Here is a 16,299-nt window from a genome sequence, read left to right as displayed (position 1 = left end):
TTTATGGTGGCGAGTGGGTTCCTTCATGGCGCGCAGATGCGTTCATCATGAAAGCAATGGAACGTGGGCCGCTCGGCTGTGGTGGCACAGGTCGGTGCAGTCCTCGCGGTCCATCTGATCGGCAGGCGAGGGAACGTGGCCGCGCCTGATCGGCGTGGATCCGAGGGGAGGGCCACCTTCGGTTTTCCGGTGAAGCTCTGGCGCGCCTTGGAGCGAGCCCGTCCACCAGGGTTCGGTCGTGCCCGAGCGTGGCGTAGCCCCTTGCGGGGGCCGTGGCTGACGTCGATGTTGGGGGCGGTTCTGCTGGTGACGCTTCCCTTAGTGATCATCACCGGGTTGGTGTCGTTCGTGGCGTACGCGCCGTGGTTCGGGCAGGCGTACCCGGCCCATGTCGGGCGACTGCACCTGCCGTACTTCGCCTGGCCGACCCGACCGGTCTGGCTGTACCGTCTCAACCAGGGGGTGCACGTCGGCCTCGGGCTGGCGGTGGTGCCGGTCGTGTTGGCCAAGCTGTGGTCGGTGTTGCCGAAGCTGTTCATCTGGCCGCCCGCCCGTTCACTCGCCCAGGTGCTGGAACGGTTCTCCCTGCTGCTTCTGGTGGGCGGCATCCTGTTCGAGATCGTCACCGGTGTCCTGGACATCCAGTACTGGTACGCGTTCAACTTCGACTTCTATACCGCCCACTACTACGGCGCCTGGGTGTTCATCGGCGCCTTCGTCTCGCACGTGACCATCAAGCTGCCGCGCCTGATCCGTGCCCTGCGCTCGCCGTCCCTCCGCCGGGAACTTCGGACCTCTCGGGCCGCCACCCGGCCTGAATCCGCTGATCCCGACGGACTGGTGGCCGGCGATCCGGCCCCGGCCACCCTCAGCCGCCGAGGCGCACTGGCCCTGGTGGGCGGCGGCAGCGTCCTGACCGCCGTCATGATCGCAGGGCAGAGCATCGGCGGAACCGCCCGGCGCGTCGCGCTGCTGGCCCCCCGAGGCGGCTATCGGGACACACCGCACGACTTCCCGGTCAATCACACCGCCGCCGCTGCAGGGATCAACGCCGACGTCGGCGCTGGCTGGTTTCTGACCCTGACCGGCGGTGGCCGGACGGTTCGGCTGGATCGGAACGAGCTGCTGGCCATGCCGCAGCACACCGCCGTGCTGCCCATCGCCTGCGTCGAAGGCTGGTCGACCGTGCAGACCTGGACCGGTGTCCGGCTGCGTGACCTCGCCTCCCTCGTCGGCGCCGGCCATCCGACCTCAGCGCACGTCCAGTCCCTGCAAGAGGGCGGGGCCTTCAACCAGGCCACCCTGCAGTCCAACCAGGTCCTGGACCCCGACGCGCTACTGGCTCTGAAGGTCAACGGCACCGATCTGTCTCTCGACCACGGCTACCCCGCCCGCGTGATCGTCCCCGCGCTGCCGGGCGTCCACAACACCAAATGGGTGCGCTCCATCGCATTCCGGGACACCTGAGATGCGGCACGCGCTGATGACCGTCAAGAACTTCTACGGCGCCGCCCCGCTGCACCTGCTCGCCCTGGTGATCTGCTTCGCGCTGGCCGGCTATGCGGCCGTTCAGACCTTCCCCACCTCGCACTGGCCCTGGATCCTGGTCTGGTTCGCCGGCGCCGCCGTCGGTCACGACCTCATCGTTTTCCCCTTGTACGCCCTCGCCGACCGTTCCCTCGTCCGAGCCCTCCGGTCGGTGCGCCCCTCAAGCGCCGCGGCACCGGCCCCCGTGCCGGCGGTGAACCACATCAGGGTGCCGGCGTTGGGAGCAGGACTCTTGTTCCTTCTGTTCTTTCCCCTGATCATCCAGAAGGGGCGGTCCAGCTACCTCGCCGCCACCGGGCGTACCCAGCAGGCATACCTCGGTCATTGGCTGCTCATCACCGCCGCCCTGTTCGCCCTCAGCGCCCTCATCTACGCCCTGCGCCTGGGGAGCGCCTCGCAACACCGCCGGACCCGGGGCAAATGACTCGGTACGAAGTGCACTTCGGCCGAGCGAATGCCGGGCTCGCCGCGAGGGAACTGCCGGAACCGACCGACATGGACACCCCCGCCCATGCCGAGGCGGTCGCGACACAGGCGCCCGCCAGGCGGTTCGCGGTGGCGGTGCGGGCGTTGGGGGCCCGGCCCGGAACCAGGACCGGACCGGCATGATCGGCGACTTGTACGATGAGGCGCTGCGGGGCGCCGCGGGAGTGGAGATCGAGCACGCCGACGGCCGCTGTCGCCCGCTGCCCATGCAAGACTGGCTGGCGCTGCGCCGCGGTGACGCCGGGCTGCTCGACCGCTGCACGGGCGCCACCCTGGACGTCGGGTCGGGGCCGGGCCGGCTGACGGTGGCGCTGGCGCGGCGCGGGATACCGGTGCTGGGCATCGACGTCGCCGAGCGCGCGGTCGCGCTGACGATCGAGGCGGGCGGTCCGGCGCTGTGCCGGGACGTGTTCGGGCGGGTGCCGGGAACCGGACGATGGCGGACGGTACTGCTGGCCGACGGCAACATCGGCATCGGCGGCGACCCCGCCGCGCTGCTGCGGCGCGTCCTGGCACTGCTGGGACCGGGTGGCCGGGTGCTGGCGGAGGTGGAACCGCCGGGCGCGCCGTCGTGGACCGAACCGCTGCGGCTGCGGTCGGGCCGCGCGGTCGGCGAATGGTTCCCCTGGGCGCATGTGTCCGCAGACGGTGTCCCCGTGCTGGCCGCCGCATGCCGCGCCGCCGTCGCCGAACAGTGGCAGGAGGCCGACCGGTGGTTCGTCGCCCTGCGCCCAGGCTTCGCCAAAGCCGGGCGCGCTTCACTCAAAAGCGACCGCCACCACCGACACCCACAAAGCCTGCCCCAGCTTCACCTCGACGAGTGAGGCAACTGGCGAGGCTGGTCAGGAGCGTCCGGGGTTTGTCGTCGGGGCGGTGCCCCGGTCAGTCGCTTGCTGCGGTCGCGGGGGCTCTCTCGTCGTGTTCGCGGAGCATGCGCCAGACGGTGGCGGGTGAGGGGTGCTGGCCCTTTTATTGCCCTTGGTACTGGGGATGGCGTCGTCGGTGACGGCGGCGCCGCCGATGGTCGTGCCGCGGGTGCGGGCGGACTTGTGGCCGTCCGGGGTGTGGTCGCGGATGTACTCGTGTTCCATGCCGGACAGGGCGGTAGGTACGGTGAAGACGATGCCGGACGGGTCGTGGGAGCTCCACAGTTCACCGGTGAGGAACTCCAGCCCGATGTCGGTGGCTTTGAGCTGTTCGGCGAGCGCGGCCAGTTCGATGCTGCGGTCGAGCCGTTTGTACTGGTGTACCACGAGGGTGACCGCGAGCCCCGATGCTCTTCTATCCTGGGCGAACCGCCGCTGCTCTGCTCGCCGCGATCGTGCTGGCCCGCCGCAGCCGGCACCACCAGCGACCCGCCCGCCGTGCCGAAGCGGCAGGGGCGGTATCGAAGCGGGACTGGCGCCCCGGCGCTGATCATCGCCGCACTGGTGATCCGTACCGCCCTCGCCGAGCTGCGCGCCGGGCAACGCACGAGCCGGGTGGTCCTTGGGCTGCGCCCCGACCGCCTTGGTGGCGAGAGCGGTCGTGTGGCTGACGCCGCCCGTTCTCCAGCCGAACCCGCCGTGCCCGCTGAACAGATCGGACGCTGGACCAGCGTCGACAAGCTGCTGCCGCAGCCGTCGTCGCTCCGTCTCAGCTCGTGGCCTTGGTCTGCGGGCTGTGCTCCTGCAGGGTGATGAATGCGCTGTCCACCAGGTTGGGCAGGTCTTCGGTGCCTTCGCTGTCCACCCAGATGGTGAGGGCGGTGGTCAGCGCGGCCAGTGCGGCGGCGGTGAGGACCCGGGTGGCCAGTTCACTCTGGGCCGGTCGGCGGGCGGTGAGGGCTTGGGTGAGTGTCTCCTCGGTGGCGTGCTGGTTCTCCCAGACTCGGGCGCGCAGGGCCGGTGTCCTCAGGACGAGCCGGGTGCGGATCAGGAGTGTGTCTTTGTCGGTGGCGTAGACCGTCTTCAGCCCTTGGGCCAGTGCGTGGTGCAGGGCCGTGAGCGTGTCCTCTTCCTCAGGGCGCTGCGCGATGAGCTGGAGGATCATCGGGTCGTAGTCGTCGGTCTCGACGACGGCCTCTTTGGTGGGGAAGTGCCGGAAGAAGGTCATGTGGGACACCCCTGCGGCGGCGGCGATCTCCTCCACCGTGGTGTTCTCGTACCCCTTGGCCAGGAACAGCTGAAGGGCCTGTTCCTGGATAGTGCGGCGCGTCTGGGCCTTCTTCCGAGCCCGCAGGCCTGTTGGCGGCGGCTTGGACGCGGTCATTGGATGCTCTCTCCTTCGCTGGTCAGGCGCTGCCGAGTTCGAGGCTGCGCCAGCGCACCGTCGTCGCGACGATGGAGATCAGCGCGACGGCGACAGGCAGGACGAACTGGCCTCCTACGATGTGGATGTCGGTGCCGCCAAGCCCGGCCCACAGGCCCGGCACAGCCCACGGGAACCAACCGCCACCGCCGAACGAGGTGACGAGTTGGGTGGCGACGACCAGGCCGATCAGGCCACCGACGGCGCCGAGGTAGCCCCGGGCGACGGTGGCCAGCCAGGCCAGCGGGAAGGTGTTGCACGCACTCAGTAGGCAGACGCCGAGCGGCAGCCACCACCGCGGCGGCTGGGACCCGAGGTCGCCGAGGGCCAGGCCCACCCCGAGTAGCACCAGCGTCGAGGCGATCGAGGCGAGCACGCTCCAGACCAGCAGGACGGTGCATTTCGCCAGCGCGATGGCGCCGCGGCCCATGGGGAGGGCGAACAGCCCGGCGACAGTGCCTTCGGTGAACTCTCGGCCGAAGCACCAGGCGATGCCGAAACCGAGGCACAGCAGCACCGCGACCGCCATGACCTGCGCGCCGGTGCCGAGGTAGGCGGTCCAGCCGGATCCGTATGCCAGCAGCCGGGCCTTCGCCGCAAAGGTTGATGAGGAGTCCGCCCGCAGGGCCAAGATGGCCGCCGCGGCGAGCAGCGCCGGCGCCAGCACGATGATGGCCGTGCAGATGACGACTACCGGTGCCCGGCGCATTTTCATGGTCTCGACGGCGAGGAGCCTGCCGAAGTCGCCGGTCATCCCGCCTCCCCGGGCCGGTCTTGGTCGACCTGATAGATCAGGTCGAAGAACGCGCGTTCCAGGTCGATGCCGCGTGGATCGAGGCCGCCGACGATCCGGCCCCGGTGCAACACGGTTACGGTGTCCGCGAGCCGGGCCAGCTCGTCCAGGTGGTGGCTGGAGATCAGCACCGCACCGCCGCGCTCGGCGATGCCGGTGATGATCTCCCGGAGGGAGACCAGCGCCGAGGGGTCCAGGGAGTTGCTCGGTTCGTCGAGCACGAGCACGGTTGGCCGGTGGACGAGCGCTGCGGCGAGCGCCACCTTCTGCCGGGTGCCCAGCGACAACCGTTTGCCGCGCCGGTCCAGCCACCGCTCCAGGCCGAGGCGGGCGGCGGTGCGCCGCACACTGTCCGTGACACCCTCGCGGTCCAGGCCGTGCAGCAGAGCGGCCGCGGTCATGTTCTCCCGGGCGGTGAGCTCGGGATAGAGGGACGGGGTCTCGATCATCTGCCCGACATCGCGCCAGCGCTCGGCGGGCAGCGCACCGACCGGGATGCCGAACAGCGACGCCCTCCCGCCATCAGCCGGCAGCATCCCGAGCAGGATGCGCATCAGCGTCGTCTTGCCCGCGCCGTTCATGCCGACCAGCGCGTGGATGCTGCCGGACTGGACCGCCATGTCGACGCCATGCAGGACGACATCGCCACCGAGTGACCGGCGCACTCCCTGCGCTTCCAACAGGACCTTGCCCGGCCGCCGCTGGGTGGGACCGGCTCCATCACCCACGACAGTGGGATCGTGCATGAGACCCGCCCATGTGTTAGTGACTAACTTTTGTTAGAAGCTAACCCCAGAGGGGAGACGAGTCAAGCGGTGCCCCTTCTAGGCATAGCCACATGTCGACGAACGAACCTTTGACGACAGGGCGCGCACACGCCCAATGAAACCCGGCATGACCAGGGCACTGGGACGGCGCCGCTCCAATCAGATCCGATGGTGATTGATGACAGGGTTTGACGACAGATAAGGTCCGCCCCTCCCCGCGGAAGGGACCCGATGGCGAACCTGGTCTACAAGCGGGTCTCGACCGAGCAGCAGTCGACCTCCCGGCAGAACCTCGTCCTGGGCGCAGCCCGGATCACCGGCCCGATCACCTTCGAGGAGCAGGCTGGCACCTCCAGACGCCTCCACCCGCTCCAGCGACCCAAGTTCGGGGAGCTGCTGACCTACCCGCGGCCCGGGGACACCGTGCACATCTCCGAGATGTTCGGTCTCGTGCGTGGCATCCAGCACATCCTCGACGTGCTCGACGTCCTGCACCTCGACCGCCTCGCCCTGCGCATCCACGACGGCGCGTTCTCCGTGATGGACCTCACCGCCCCCCGCGCACCAGAGCACCACAGTCCACGGTGAAGCACATGGTCCAGGCCCTCGCGGCCGCCGGAGAACTGGACTGCGACCTCCAACGCGAACTGACCTACGCTGGGCTACGAGCTGCTGAGAACGGGTTCCAGGTCACCGATACCGGTGTTCTGGCTGCCGCGGCGGCTGTCCTGATCGCGGTCGGCACCTGGCGGTTCCGCGAGCGTGACCTCGGCTGAGTCCCCGGCCACGCCACTTGCCCGCCCCGTTGCCGGCAGGATCGCCATCGATGACTCGACAGCTCGGTACGCGGGCGTCCCATTCGGGCCTTGCACCCCGGCAAGCGCACACGTGAGGACCTGCGCTTCCCGCCATCCGCGCTGACCATGGCCTCGCGGCATCTGGAGTTCGTCGAACGACCGGTCCTGGAAAGTGCCGTGTCGTTCCTGCCCTGGCCCGGCCGGGCGATGCGGCTGGGCGCGAACGTCGTGTTCACCGCCGCTGCCGAGGGCGCCGCCTGGGCCGCGTTCGGTGTCTTGCCGCGCTGGTCCCCTGAGCGGGCGCTCCGCGCCATGCTCGGCAGCCTGTCCACCGGGCCGGCGTGCGCGACGCCGAGCACCGAGCAGCGAGCGGAAGTGGTCGCGCTGTTCCTGGGGATGGCGGTCGGGCTCCCGGCTTCCTGAAACGACCTGGAAGCCCACCCCGAGCGCCCCTGCCGCAGATCACCAGCCGACGCTCGTCATCGCCGGCCGCAAGGGGCGGACGCGGTCCCGTTCGAGCACGCCGAGTCCCTCGTCGCCGGGATCGAGCAGGCGGACCTGCTCGTCAGCGAGACCGCCAGCCATCTCCTCTGATTGGGCCGCGACCATCCGAGGGTTGCCGGCGCGATCCGCCAGTTCCTCAGGTCGGCGCTCTAGAGTTCGTCGCCGGCCTGGAGCAGCCTGGTGAGGAGCTGGGAGACCGCGACCACGCCGATCATGGGGGCGTCTGTGCGGCGGGGGTCGGCCGAGACCGCGACGATGGGGCTGCGGGTGGCGGCCATGACGCTGGCGATCTCCATGGCGGTGGCCTCGGCGTCCACGACCGGCGGCGGGGTCCTGTCTTTGGGCAGCAGGTCGGCGACGGTCTTGCCGACGAGCTTGGCGCAGAGTCTGTCGGCGTGGTCTTCGTCGTAGACGCGGGCGAGTGCCGGGTCGTCCTGCACGTACTGCGGGATGATCGATCCCAGCAGTTGAGAGCCTGGGAACACTGCTTTGGGGCGGCGGTCGCGGTCGACCACGATCAGGCCGGGGAGCTGGTGCTCGGCCAGCAGCCGTGCGGCCTCCAGCGCGCTGGTCTCGGGCGTCACGGTGGGGAAGTCCACGGCTAGTTCTCGGGCTCGCACACCCGCGACGCTACCCCACCTGTGGGGCGGCGGACTGGGGCGCATCGCGCTGTCGACACGTGGAAAGTACGCCAGAATCCCGTTAAGGTCGTGGCCTGGTGAGCCGGGAAGTCTGGTCGGCATGTCCCTTGTCGACCCGGAAAGGCGCCGTGCGCCGATGACAACCTTGCACACCGCGTTCGCGGGCCTGTTGCTGTTGGCCGTGCTGCTGTCCAATCTGGCCAACCGCACCATCTTGTCCACCGCCGCGCTGTTCCTGGTCGGTGGGTTGGTGCTCGGAGACGGTGTCATCGGCGTCGTTTCGTTGAAGCCGGGCGACTCGATGGTGGGAACGCTGGCGGAGCCGACGCTGTTCGCGGTGCTGTTCACCGACGGAATGCACGCCGGCTGGGCCGATCTGCGCAGCGCGTGGCGGCTGCCCGGCCGCGCGCTTGGCTGGCGGTTGCCGCTGACACTGCTGATCACCGCGGTGCTGGCGCACTATGTGGTCGGGCTGGGCTGGGTGGCGTCGCTGCTGATCGCGGCGGCCCTCACGCCGACCGACCCGGTGTTCGCCGCCGCGTTGGTCGGCAACGACCGGGTGCCGCCCCGGTTGCGGCATCTGCTGAACCTGGAGTCGGGCGTCAACGACGGGCTGATCCTGTTGTTTGTCGTGCTGTTCCTGACCATTGCGCAGGGCTCGGACGACCTGCACCTGGGCGAGCTGGGCAGTGAGCTGGCCGTCGGGCTGCTGATCGGGGTGGCGGTGCCCTGGGCCGCGATCATGCTGGAGCGCACGCGGCTGTTCGCCATCTCCGCCAAGTACGAGCCGCTGAACGCGGTCGCCATCGGGCTGCTGGTGCTGGCGCTGGGCCAGGCCACGCACGGCAATCTGTTCCTGGCCGCGTTCGCCGCCGGCGTCACTGTGGCGAGCATCGGCGACCAGCATCGCAAGGCGTTCATCGAGTTCGGCGAGCTGGTCGCCGAACTGCTCAAGCTCGCCGCGCTGCTGGTCTTCGGCGCGCTGCTGTCACCGGCGTTCCTGGGGAAGGTCGGCTGGGCGGGATGGGTGTTCGCGGTGCTGTCGCTGGTGGTCGCGCGGCCGGTGGCGATCTGGGTGTCGTTCCTGCGGTCCGGGCTCACTGCACGCGAGCAGGGCGCGGCGATGTGGTTCGGCCCCAAGGGGTGTCGATCCTGGCGCACTCCTCCACCGACATCGTGGTGGCCCGCGGCTTCGACGACGAACACGAAGTCCCCGCCTGGTTCGGCCAGGGCCACGCCCTGGTACGGCGTTCGGGACGACCGGACGCCGCCACGACAGAGAATGACCCACGGTGATCGATCGGACTAACGTGGTGACCGGTGTGCCGGGAAGTCTGGTCGGCGACGCCTTGCCCGTGCCCGCCGACCAGGAGGTCCCTTGACTGCCGTGACCGCGCTCGTCATATTCGTCGCCGCCTACATCCTGATCGCCTCGGAGAAGGTCCCGCGCACCGCCGTCGCGCTCGGCGGCGCAGCGCTGATGCTGCTGTTCCACATCACCGACGCCGAGAAGGCGTTCTTCTCCATCAAGACCGGGGTCGACTGGAACGTCATCTTCCTGCTGCTGGGCATGATGGTGATCGTTTCGGTGCTGCGGCAGACCGGCGTGTTCGAGTACGTGGCGATCTGGGCCGCCAAACGCGCGCGCGGCAAACCGTACCGGCTCATGGTCATGCTGGTCGTCATCACCGCGGTCGCGTCGGCGCTGCTGGACAACGTGACCACCGTGCTGCTGATCGCGCCGGTGACGTTCCTGGTCTGCGAACGCCTCGGCCTCAAAGTGACCCCGTACCTCATCGCCGAGGTGATGGCGTCCAACATCGGCGGCACCGCGACCCTGGTCGGCGACCCGCCCAACATCATCATCGCCAGCAAGGGCGGGCTGTCGTTCAACGACTTCCTGAGCCACCTCGCGCCGCTGGTCGTGGGCCTCATGGCCGTGTTCTGCGGGTTGTGCCGGTGGCTGTTCCGCTCGGCGTTCGTCTACGACCAGGAGCGTGCCATCGCCGTGATGGCCCTCAACGAACGCGAGGCGATCACCGACCGGCGACTGCTATGGCAAGGCCTGGCCGTGCTCGGCCTCGTGGTCGCCGCGTTCGTCCTGCACCCGGTATTGCACTATGAGCCGTCCATCGTGGCGCTGCTCGGCGCCGGGCTCCTGGTCGCCGCGACCAAGGTCACCACCGAGCAAGCTCTCGCAGAGGTCGAGTGGCCGACGCTGGTGTTCTTCGCCGGGCTGTTCGTCATGGTCGGCGGCCTGGTCGAGACCGGCGTCATCGGCGACATCTCCGAGGCCGCCGCCGACGCCACCGACGGCAGACCCGGCTTCGCCACCATGCTGCTGCTCGGCGCGTCCGCCGCCCTGTCGGCGATCGTGGACAACATCCCCTACGTCGCCACCATGAGCCCCATCGTCGCCGACCTCGTCCAGCAGCAAGGCGGCGGGGACGGCGGGCACGTGCTGTGGTGGGCGCTCGCACTCGGCGCCGACCTGGGCGGCAACGCCACCGCCGTCGGCGCCAGCGCCAACGTCGTCGTCCTGGGCATCGCCGCCCGCAACGGCACCCCCATCAGCTTCTGGACCTTCACCAAGTACGGACTCATCGTCACCACCATTACCGTGGGCCTCTGCGTCCCCTACCTGTGGCTGCGCTACCTGTAATCGGGGCCGCCCCTCAAACAAGACAGCGTGATGCCAGCGCCTCCGTCCCGCCGTGCCCGCCGGAGCGTCGCCTCGCTGGTCACGGGACTGTACGATTTGGGCTCTGTCGGATATTCAGTGGTGACGGACAGTGGTGTCAGCCGAGCAGGATCCGGTGTCGAAGGAGCGGGAATCCTGCACGTCCGCACATCTGTCTCTTGATCATTTTGGTCTTGGTGTTGACGCCTTCGGTACCGCCGTTGTGAAAGGGCAGAGTCAAGGCAGCGTTCACGGCGTCGCGGTCCAGGTCGAGCCCGCGGGTGAAAGCGTGCAAGTGAGGCAGGTCTTCTGCTCTGGCTTGGGTGATCCACTCGGTCAGGTGTTCGGCGTTGTCGTCGGCGGGGGCGAGCAGGGCGGCGAAGGAGCGCACGAGGCCGGCGAGGGCGGTCATCTGCGGGCAGGCGGCGACGCACGCGTCGAACCGCTCGGTCCGGTGGTCTTGAGCTGGTCGGGGGCGGTGAGCAGGTCGCGGATGAAGCGGCGTGGTGAGACGGTGGGACGGTCGGCCTCGACGCGTCCCTGGGTGATGTAACGGTAGAGCAGGTTCTGCTGCCGGTGTAGCCGAGCTGTCTGATCTCTTCCAGCAGTTGCAGCACCGGGACCACCGGATCTTGCTCGCGGCGTCGGCGCAGGTGGTTGCGGTAGGGATCGACCAGCGTGGGCCGGTACTGCGGGGGCGCGCACCAGCCGCTCGGGCTCGGGGACACGTGCGTAGCGTTTGACGGTGTTGAGCGCCAGTCCCAGGCGGCGGGAGCATTCCAGCAGTCCAACGCCCTTGTTCAGCAGATTGTGGACCTGCTGCCAGCGCTCGCGGGTGGTGGCGGCGCGCTTGCCCTGGCGCCGCGGCGGCCCGGCTTTGGCCCAGCACGCGCTATGTGCGGCGACCTCCTTCAACACCGCTTCGGCGAGGTTGTGCCAGATGTGCCATCGGTCACCGACCCGCTGCGCGCCGGGAAGGGCACGGCGCACCGCCTCGGCATAGGCGCCCGAACCGTCCCGGCAGACGACCTGGACGCCCGGGTGCGCGCGCAGCCACGCCTGCAGGGTGTCGGCCTTGCGGTCGGGCAGCACCTCGACGCGCTGCCGGGTCTGGGCGTCGATCAGCACGGTGGCGTAGCTGCGGCGCTTGCGCAGGGCGAAGTCGTCCACACCAAGCACCCGCGGCACCGGCCGCTCCGGCAGCGGCAGCCGCAGCAATATGCGTAGCGCGTGTGCCGGGACACCAGCACACCCAGCCCGGATAACAGACGTGTGCCGGCGCGGCCCGCCAATTCCCGCGTGACCGCGCCGATCTGCGAGGTCAGGCGGGGGAGTACGGCGCTGGTAGCGTTCCAGGACGCCGGGCATTTGCTCACGAAAGGTCTGGACGCAGGCGCCGGTCGGGCACACCAGCCGGCGTATCCGCACGCCGACCACGACCCTGCGGGCATCGATCGGGACATCGGCAACCGTCCGCCGCTGATAACCGTGCACCCGCGATGACGCGGTGCCGCACCCCGGGCATGCCGCCGGGCTGTCGGGTGTCCTGGCCCGCACCCAGATCAGCTCGCCCTGGTCCACCACGTCTTCGATGACCAGCGGAGACAGCCCAGAGAACACCAGCTCCACAAGATCGCTAATCTTCTGCATGACCGACCGTGGTACCACGAGGTCAGGGCGTCACCACCGAATACGCGACAGAGCCGTTAACTGGACAGGCCCTACTTAAGCTGCAGATGTACGGACGGGCCAGCCTGCCGCTACTTCGAAAACGGATACTCCTGGCCTAGAGCACAGCCCGTCACCACGGGAGTCTTGGAAAAGCCCTTCGAGTTACAGGCTCGCCAAATGCGGTAGCGGCGCTGGGCCGTTTCACGGCTCAGTGCGGCCTTGGCCGCACTGAGCCTTTCGAGTTCTGTGTAGGTCTCAGCGACGGCGAGTCCACCGGCGTGGTGGCCGCACCGGCCGCCGTCGACTCTCTCGCAGTTGGGGCAGGACTCTGGGATGGGCTGGCGGCGGCCTCACGCAAGGCAGTTAGTTTAGGACGAAGGTAGTTGGATGTTCAGCGCGGCGCTCAGCGCGGTGTACCGTCCGCTGCAATTGTCACGGCCCTGTACCTGGTAGCGGTAGATCTGGCCGGGCCGTAGGTTGCTCGCCACCGCGACCGGGCTACCAAGGTAGGTGGAACCGACGTAGCCGCCGTCCCGGTACACGTCGTACTGGAAGAACGGCAGGTTGCAGCCTCCGGTCACCCCCTGGGCGTGGTCCCACTGGAATGTGACGGACCGGCCACTGACCCCGGTGACCCGCAAGTTGGTCGGCTCGACCAGCGTGACGCTTGCCGATGACGGGTTCGCCGATGCCGGCCGGGTCACCGATGCGGCGGCCGGTGCTGCGAGCGACAGCAGGCCCGCCATCGATGCGGCGGCCAGCGCGACGGTTGCGGGGGCGAATCGGGTACTCTCACGTGTGATCCTCTCTACGAGAAAACGATCAACACGATGCAACTGGTCAATCACCGGCATGGGCAAGGGCACCAGCCGGCCTGTAAGGAGTCCGTAACGACACACAGCGCAGCAGCGCCGCGGCAATCAGCCAGAAAAGTATTCTCCTGAGCTGCGTGAACGCGCGGGCCGGACGGTCTTCAAAGTATGCGCGCAGACTGGTGAGAAGACCGGCACGATCTCCCATGTCGCCGACCGGCTCGCATGTCCTACCGGCGGCCCCGCGACGGCAGCGAACTACCGGCCTGACAACACCGGCTCAACACCGTTTACAAACGCGTGCGCGCCCGCATCGAGCACATCTTCACGCACATGAAGTGGTGGAACATCCCGCGCAACTGCGGACACGAACGCGACGGCGTCCACCACGCCACCCGCGGCATTGCCCTCATGCACAACCTGACGATCACCGGCTGCCCCGGCCCCAGACAGCCAGACCATGGCGGCTACCCGGCTGCGCTTCTCCAACCATTACGGGACAGGCTTGAATGTATCGCCAGGGTGATCGTGTCCGCAGCGTGCCGGTACGCCGGCCTCAGGTCTGTGTGACGTGGGCGGAGTGCCAGGTCCGGAGGTGGTCGGCGACCTGGGCGGGGGCGTCGCACATGGGAAAGTGGTAGCCGCCGGGGATGGTGTGCTGGACTGCGTCCGGGAACAGCGCCTTCCATTCTGGCTGCAGTTTGAGCGGGTCGTTGCGCTGCCCGAAGACGGTCAGCAGCGGCCGGTCGGCCAGCAGACCCTTCAGTGCGGCCTCGGTGTGCTGGAAGAGCCGGTCGTTGCGGCGGGCGTCGGCCATGTAGCGGTGGAACGCGCGTCGGCCATCGCGGTCGACGGCGTCGCGGAACGAGCGGCGCTCGGCCCGCGTCTGATGGCGCCCCACACCGAAACGTGTAGAAGTGAGCCAGGGCAGCCAGCCGGTCCAGGCGTCGCTTTCGCGGACGGGGCCGCTGCCCATGATCGCCAGCATGGCGCGGAACGCGGTGCCGGTGGGCCGCCAGCCGAAGGTGTTGATGGCGGCGATGGCGGCGATCCGGTCGGGCTCGCGCGCCGCGGCGGCGATGCCCGCCGGGCCGCCCAGGTCGTGGACGGCGAGCGTCACGTGACGGAGGTCGAGCGTGCGGAGTACTGCCGACACGGCGTCGGCGGCGGTGGTCAAGCTGATGCCCGTAGTGGGGGCGGGGGTGCGGCCGGTGCCAGGGGCGTCCAAGGTCACGCACCGGAATCGGGGGGCGAGTTCAGCGATGAGGTCGCGCCACAGCAGGCTGCCCAGACCGACGTGGACGAGCACTATGGTCGGCCCGGTCCCTTGGCTGTCGGTCACCGAGACGGGCCCGGCGGGGGTCGCGATCGTGCTGGTCGGCCAGGGCCACAGGTCCCTGGACGAGTGTCGGTAGCCGGACATAATCATCCTCCTGGCCGGTCGACGGGCGATGCTCCGGTCGGGGCGCGGGGGGCCGACATGGCGGGGGCGAAGAAGGCCACTAGGAACCGCAACTGTTGCTCGATGTCGTCGCTGCCCAGAACGGTCGGCCGACCGGCCGGGGTGGCGGTGGCGAACATGCCGGTGACGACGGCCACGATCAGGTTCAGCCGGATCCGGAGCTCGGCGTCACCGAGATCCGGCAGGGCCCGCCGCAGGGACGGGACAAGCCGCGCCGCGACCGGTTCGAACTGCTGGCGCACGAAGCCTTCCAGTACCGGGCTGGGTTGGGTGTAGGCCCGCCCGAGGAACCGTGCCACCTGCACCTGTTCCTCTCGCAGCCGCGCCAACAGTTCCAGGTCCGGACGCAGGAACGCCTCCAGCAGCGTCGCCACCGGGACCACCGTTCCATACGCGCGCTCGGCCTCGTCCAGCAAAGCCAGCCGGCGTTGGTTGAGTGGCCCGACGTGACGGTCCAGGACTTCCCGCAGCAGCCCGACCCGGCCGCCGAAGTGGTAGTGGATCGCCGCGACGTTCACTTCGGCCTCCCGGGTGATCGCCCGCAGCGAGGTCGCCTCCTCCCCACCGCTGGCGAACAACCGTTCGGCCGCTGCGACGATCCGGCCTCGCGTTTCCTCCGTCTCCTTCATTCAAACAATGTATCAAACAATGTTTGAATGGTCATGGTGGTGCGAACACCTGTCGCTGGGCCGCAGACTTGACGCGCCGACCCCTGCCACCACAGGAGGCCAAGACGGCCTCGGTGAATGGCCGATCCCGGGAGGAAGGCCAGGTCAGGAACAGCAGGCACAGCCGGGGCCACAGGACGCGCAGCCCTCGTCGGCGCGCTCTGCCCGGCAGTGGCAGCCCCGGGTGGTATGGGAAGAGCGCAGCGGGCGTCGCCGCGGGAGGCTTGGCGCCCTTCCCTAACGGCGGCGACGACTAGAGCGACGACCGGGTCGGCCCAGGCCCAGCCGAACAGGCTGTTGACCACGAGCCCGGCCAGCAGCACCGCCGACAGGTAGGTGTACAGCAGGTCTGTTTGGAGTCGGCGGCCGCGCCGGCCGACCCCAACTCCCGGCCGGTACGCCGCTGGGTATGCGACAGGCCCGGCATGATCGCCTGGCTGAGCGCGGCCAGCACCAGCTCGGCGGTGGAGTGTCCGGCCTCCCCGGACCCGGTGAGGGTGCGGACCGCGTCGAGGGCGACGTACCCGGCTAGGGCGAAGAACGAGAACGCGATGATCCGCAGCGCCCGCCGCTCGCGCCGCCCGACCAGGTCGGGGGCGCGGGCGGAGAGCTGCCAGGCGACCGCGGCGGCCGAGGCGATCTCGATGACCGAGTCGAGCCCGAAGGCCACCAGCGCCCCGGACGAGGCGACCCTGCCCGCGGTGATCGCGACGGCGGCCTCGACGAGGTTGTAGGCGATGGTGGCGGCCACCAGCCAGCGCACTCGGCGGGCCAGCACGGGCCCGGCGCAGTGGCGGCGGGCCCAGCGTCACCGCCGTCATGGCCCTGTCTCCAGCGCCGCAGGCTCTTCCTGTCCGGCGGCGACGCCGTAGGGCGGGCACAGCGCCACGGCCCGGTCGGTGGCCGCCAGCAGGTGCTCGGCCGACCGCAGCAGGTTCAGCAGTTCCGGCGCGGCGATGAAGTACCAGGACTGGCGGCCCTCGGCCCGGTAGTCGACCAGCTTGCAGCCGCGCAGGCATGCCGATTGCGGGCCGGTCGTGTACTGGGCGTCCAGGCGCGGTATCCGTACCCTGCGCTCGTCAGGACGATCGCTGTGCGCATGCAGGAACCGGGCCGTTCACCCTCCCGGCGAATTGCACGGCCGGATGTCACACGGGGCGCGATCGTTCGCCTCGGGCGAA

Annotated in this window: 21 protein-coding genes; 9 read left to right on the top strand and 12 right to left on the bottom strand. The window is 69.3% G+C overall.

What is annotated here, in order from left to right; genetic code table 11:
• Positions 1-306 precede the first annotated feature (306 nt).
• Genes AMA02S_RS38215 through AMA02S_RS38205 form a run of 4 tightly spaced genes read left to right on the top strand, consistent with a single transcriptional unit; the run spans position 307 to position 2,858 of the window.
• Positions 307-1,467, top strand: coding sequence for a molybdopterin-dependent oxidoreductase (locus AMA02S_RS38215; RefSeq protein ID WP_218005263.1), 1,161 nt, complete (start codon positions 307-309; stop codon positions 1,465-1,467).
• A 1-nt stretch (position 1,468) separates the two neighbouring features.
• A complete protein-coding gene (locus tag AMA02S_RS38210; RefSeq protein WP_067469479.1) occupies positions 1,469-1,972 on the top strand; it encodes a hypothetical protein in 504 nt (167 codons plus the stop codon).
• On the top strand, positions 1,969-2,157 hold the full coding sequence (locus AMA02S_RS42565) for a hypothetical protein (protein ID WP_157431114.1): 189 nt from the start codon (positions 1,969-1,971) through the stop codon (positions 2,155-2,157). The genes AMA02S_RS38210 and AMA02S_RS42565 overlap by 4 nt, the downstream gene beginning before the upstream one ends.
• Positions 2,154-2,858: a class I SAM-dependent methyltransferase gene (locus tag AMA02S_RS38205; RefSeq protein ID WP_067469476.1), complete on the top strand. Its 705-nt coding sequence runs from the start codon at positions 2,154-2,156 to the stop codon at positions 2,856-2,858. The genes AMA02S_RS42565 and AMA02S_RS38205 overlap by 4 nt, the downstream gene beginning before the upstream one ends.
• Positions 2,859-2,876: 18 nt before the next feature.
• Here the strand turns inward: AMA02S_RS38205 and AMA02S_RS41010 are convergent, their stop codons facing one another.
• From AMA02S_RS41010 to AMA02S_RS38185, 4 genes are all read right to left on the bottom strand, one after another.
• Positions 2,877-3,503, bottom strand: coding sequence for a recombinase family protein (locus AMA02S_RS41010; RefSeq protein WP_218005262.1), 627 nt, complete (start codon positions 3,501-3,503; stop codon positions 2,877-2,879).
• Between the two features lie 166 nt (positions 3,504-3,669).
• The gene (locus tag AMA02S_RS38195) at positions 3,670-4,284 is read right to left on the bottom strand and encodes a TetR/AcrR family transcriptional regulator (RefSeq protein ID WP_067469470.1); all 615 of its coding nucleotides are present in this window, start codon (positions 4,282-4,284) and stop codon (positions 3,670-3,672) included.
• Between the two features lie 22 nt (positions 4,285-4,306).
• Positions 4,307-5,077: an ABC transporter permease gene (locus AMA02S_RS38190; RefSeq protein ID WP_067469467.1), complete on the bottom strand. Its 771-nt coding sequence runs from the start codon at positions 5,075-5,077 to the stop codon at positions 4,307-4,309.
• Positions 5,074-5,862, bottom strand: a complete 789-nt coding sequence (locus AMA02S_RS38185) for an ABC transporter ATP-binding protein (RefSeq protein ID WP_067469465.1) — start codon at positions 5,860-5,862, stop codon at positions 5,074-5,076. The genes AMA02S_RS38190 and AMA02S_RS38185 overlap by 4 nt, the downstream gene beginning before the upstream one ends.
• Before the next feature lie 252 nt (positions 5,863-6,114).
• Between AMA02S_RS38185 and AMA02S_RS38180 the strand changes: the two genes are divergently transcribed.
• The 3 genes from AMA02S_RS38180 (at position 6,115) to AMA02S_RS38175 (ending at position 7,103) form a co-directional block, all read left to right on the top strand.
• Positions 6,115-6,471, top strand: coding sequence for a recombinase family protein (locus tag AMA02S_RS38180; protein WP_218005261.1), 357 nt, complete (start codon positions 6,115-6,117; stop codon positions 6,469-6,471).
• 5 nt (positions 6,472-6,476) lie between these two features.
• Positions 6,477-6,659 (top strand): hypothetical protein, encoded by a 183-nt coding sequence (locus AMA02S_RS43710; protein WP_218005260.1) that lies wholly within the window; start codon positions 6,477-6,479, stop codon positions 6,657-6,659.
• A gap of 90 nt (positions 6,660-6,749) precedes the next feature.
• Entirely contained in the window at positions 6,750-7,103 is a 354-nt protein-coding gene (locus AMA02S_RS38175) for a hypothetical protein (protein ID WP_157431113.1), read from the top strand.
• A 39-nt stretch (positions 7,104-7,142) separates the two neighbouring features.
• Here the strand turns inward: AMA02S_RS38175 and AMA02S_RS44810 are convergent, their stop codons facing one another.
• Together AMA02S_RS44810 and AMA02S_RS38170 are read right to left on the bottom strand one after the other, a co-directional pair.
• Complete coding sequence (locus AMA02S_RS44810) at positions 7,143-7,265, bottom strand: hypothetical protein (protein WP_281181959.1); 123 nt, start codon at positions 7,263-7,265, stop codon at positions 7,143-7,145.
• A gap of 68 nt (positions 7,266-7,333) precedes the next feature.
• Positions 7,334-7,804, bottom strand: a complete 471-nt coding sequence (locus AMA02S_RS38170) for a CBS domain-containing protein (protein WP_067469459.1) — start codon at positions 7,802-7,804, stop codon at positions 7,334-7,336.
• A 157-nt stretch (positions 7,805-7,961) separates the two neighbouring features.
• On the opposite strand from AMA02S_RS38170, the gene AMA02S_RS38165 reads away from it, so the two are divergent.
• Together AMA02S_RS38165 and AMA02S_RS38160 are read left to right on the top strand one after the other, a co-directional pair.
• Positions 7,962-9,134 carry a cation:proton antiporter domain-containing protein gene (locus tag AMA02S_RS38165; RefSeq protein ID WP_218005259.1) on the top strand — a complete coding sequence of 391 codons (1,173 nt, stop codon included), beginning with the start codon at positions 7,962-7,964 and terminating at the stop codon, positions 9,132-9,134.
• Positions 9,135-9,212: 78 nt separating this feature from the next.
• Positions 9,213-10,487, top strand: coding sequence for an ArsB/NhaD family transporter (locus AMA02S_RS38160; RefSeq protein ID WP_439951625.1), 1,275 nt, complete (start codon positions 9,213-9,215; stop codon positions 10,485-10,487).
• A gap of 136 nt (positions 10,488-10,623) precedes the next feature.
• On the opposite strand, the gene AMA02S_RS44510 is transcribed toward AMA02S_RS38160, so the two are convergent.
• The 6 genes from AMA02S_RS44510 to AMA02S_RS38130 all read right to left on the bottom strand — a co-directional run bounded on the left by AMA02S_RS44510 (position 10,624) and on the right by AMA02S_RS38130 (position 15,896).
• Positions 10,624-10,917 (bottom strand): ISL3 family transposase, encoded by a 294-nt coding sequence (locus tag AMA02S_RS44510; RefSeq protein WP_067469453.1) that lies wholly within the window; start codon positions 10,915-10,917, stop codon positions 10,624-10,626.
• A complete protein-coding gene (locus AMA02S_RS41005; protein ID WP_245668018.1) occupies positions 10,914-12,155 on the bottom strand; it encodes an ISL3 family transposase in 1,242 nt (413 codons plus the stop codon). The genes AMA02S_RS44510 and AMA02S_RS41005 overlap by 4 nt, the downstream gene beginning before the upstream one ends.
• Positions 12,156-12,544: 389 nt before the next feature.
• Entirely contained in the window at positions 12,545-13,030 is a 486-nt protein-coding gene (locus AMA02S_RS38145) for a fibronectin type III domain-containing protein (RefSeq protein ID WP_157431111.1), read from the bottom strand.
• A 514-nt stretch (positions 13,031-13,544) separates the two neighbouring features.
• Positions 13,545-14,411, bottom strand: coding sequence for an alpha/beta fold hydrolase (locus AMA02S_RS38140; protein WP_169806969.1), 867 nt, complete (start codon positions 14,409-14,411; stop codon positions 13,545-13,547).
• 2 nt (positions 14,412-14,413) lie between these two features.
• A complete protein-coding gene (locus tag AMA02S_RS38135) occupies positions 14,414-15,079 on the bottom strand; it encodes a TetR/AcrR family transcriptional regulator (RefSeq protein ID WP_067469441.1) in 666 nt (221 codons plus the stop codon).
• 292 nt (positions 15,080-15,371) lie between these two features.
• Positions 15,372-15,896, bottom strand: a complete 525-nt coding sequence (locus tag AMA02S_RS38130) for a cation diffusion facilitator family transporter (RefSeq protein WP_369688431.1) — start codon at positions 15,894-15,896, stop codon at positions 15,372-15,374.
• Between the last annotated feature and the right edge of the window lie 403 nt (positions 15,897-16,299).

The organism is Actinomadura macra NBRC 14102, assembly GCF_001552215.1.
GTDB lineage: Bacteria > Actinomycetota > Actinomycetes > Streptosporangiales > Streptosporangiaceae > Spirillospora > Spirillospora macra.
Note: the sequence above shows the minus strand (reverse complement) of the source record. Positions and strands in the feature narration are given on the sequence as shown.

Bases quoted from the DNA above. Each gene is read 5' to 3' on its own strand.
- AMA02S_RS38210 (WP_067469479.1), top strand. From the start codon at position 1,469: ATGCGGCACGCGCTGATGACCGTCAAGAACTTCTACGGCGCCGCCCCG.
- AMA02S_RS42565 (WP_157431114.1), top strand. From the start codon at position 1,969: ATGACTCGGTACGAAGTGCACTTCGGCCGAGCGAATGCCGGGCTCGCC.
- AMA02S_RS38205 (WP_067469476.1), top strand. From the start codon at position 2,154: ATGATCGGCGACTTGTACGATGAGGCGCTGCGGGGCGCCGCGGGAGTG.
- AMA02S_RS38195 (WP_067469470.1), bottom strand. From the start codon at position 4,284: ATGACCGCGTCCAAGCCGCCGCCAACAGGCCTGCGGGCTCGGAAGAAG.
- AMA02S_RS38190 (WP_067469467.1), bottom strand. From the start codon at position 5,077: ATGACCGGCGACTTCGGCAGGCTCCTCGCCGTCGAGACCATGAAAATG.
- AMA02S_RS38185 (WP_067469465.1), bottom strand. From the start codon at position 5,862: ATGCACGATCCCACTGTCGTGGGTGATGGAGCCGGTCCCACCCAGCGG.
- AMA02S_RS38180 (WP_218005261.1), top strand. From the start codon at position 6,115: ATGGCGAACCTGGTCTACAAGCGGGTCTCGACCGAGCAGCAGTCGACC.
- AMA02S_RS43710 (WP_218005260.1), top strand. From the start codon at position 6,477: ATGGTCCAGGCCCTCGCGGCCGCCGGAGAACTGGACTGCGACCTCCAA.
- AMA02S_RS44810 (WP_281181959.1), bottom strand. From the start codon at position 7,265: ATGGCTGGCGGTCTCGCTGACGAGCAGGTCCGCCTGCTCGATCCCGGC.
- AMA02S_RS38165 (WP_218005259.1), top strand. From the start codon at position 7,962: ATGACAACCTTGCACACCGCGTTCGCGGGCCTGTTGCTGTTGGCCGTG.
- AMA02S_RS44510 (WP_067469453.1), bottom strand. From the start codon at position 10,917: ATGACCGCCCTCGCCGGCCTCGTGCGCTCCTTCGCCGCCCTGCTCGCC.
- AMA02S_RS41005 (WP_245668018.1), bottom strand. From the start codon at position 12,155: ATGCAGAAGATTAGCGATCTTGTGGAGCTGGTGTTCTCTGGGCTGTCT.
- AMA02S_RS38145 (WP_157431111.1), bottom strand. From the start codon at position 13,030: ATGCCGGTGATTGACCAGTTGCATCGTGTTGATCGTTTTCTCGTAGAG.
- AMA02S_RS38140 (WP_169806969.1), bottom strand. From the start codon at position 14,411: ATGTCCGGCTACCGACACTCGTCCAGGGACCTGTGGCCCTGGCCGACC.
- AMA02S_RS38135 (WP_067469441.1), bottom strand. From the start codon at position 15,079: ATGAAGGAGACGGAGGAAACGCGAGGCCGGATCGTCGCAGCGGCCGAA.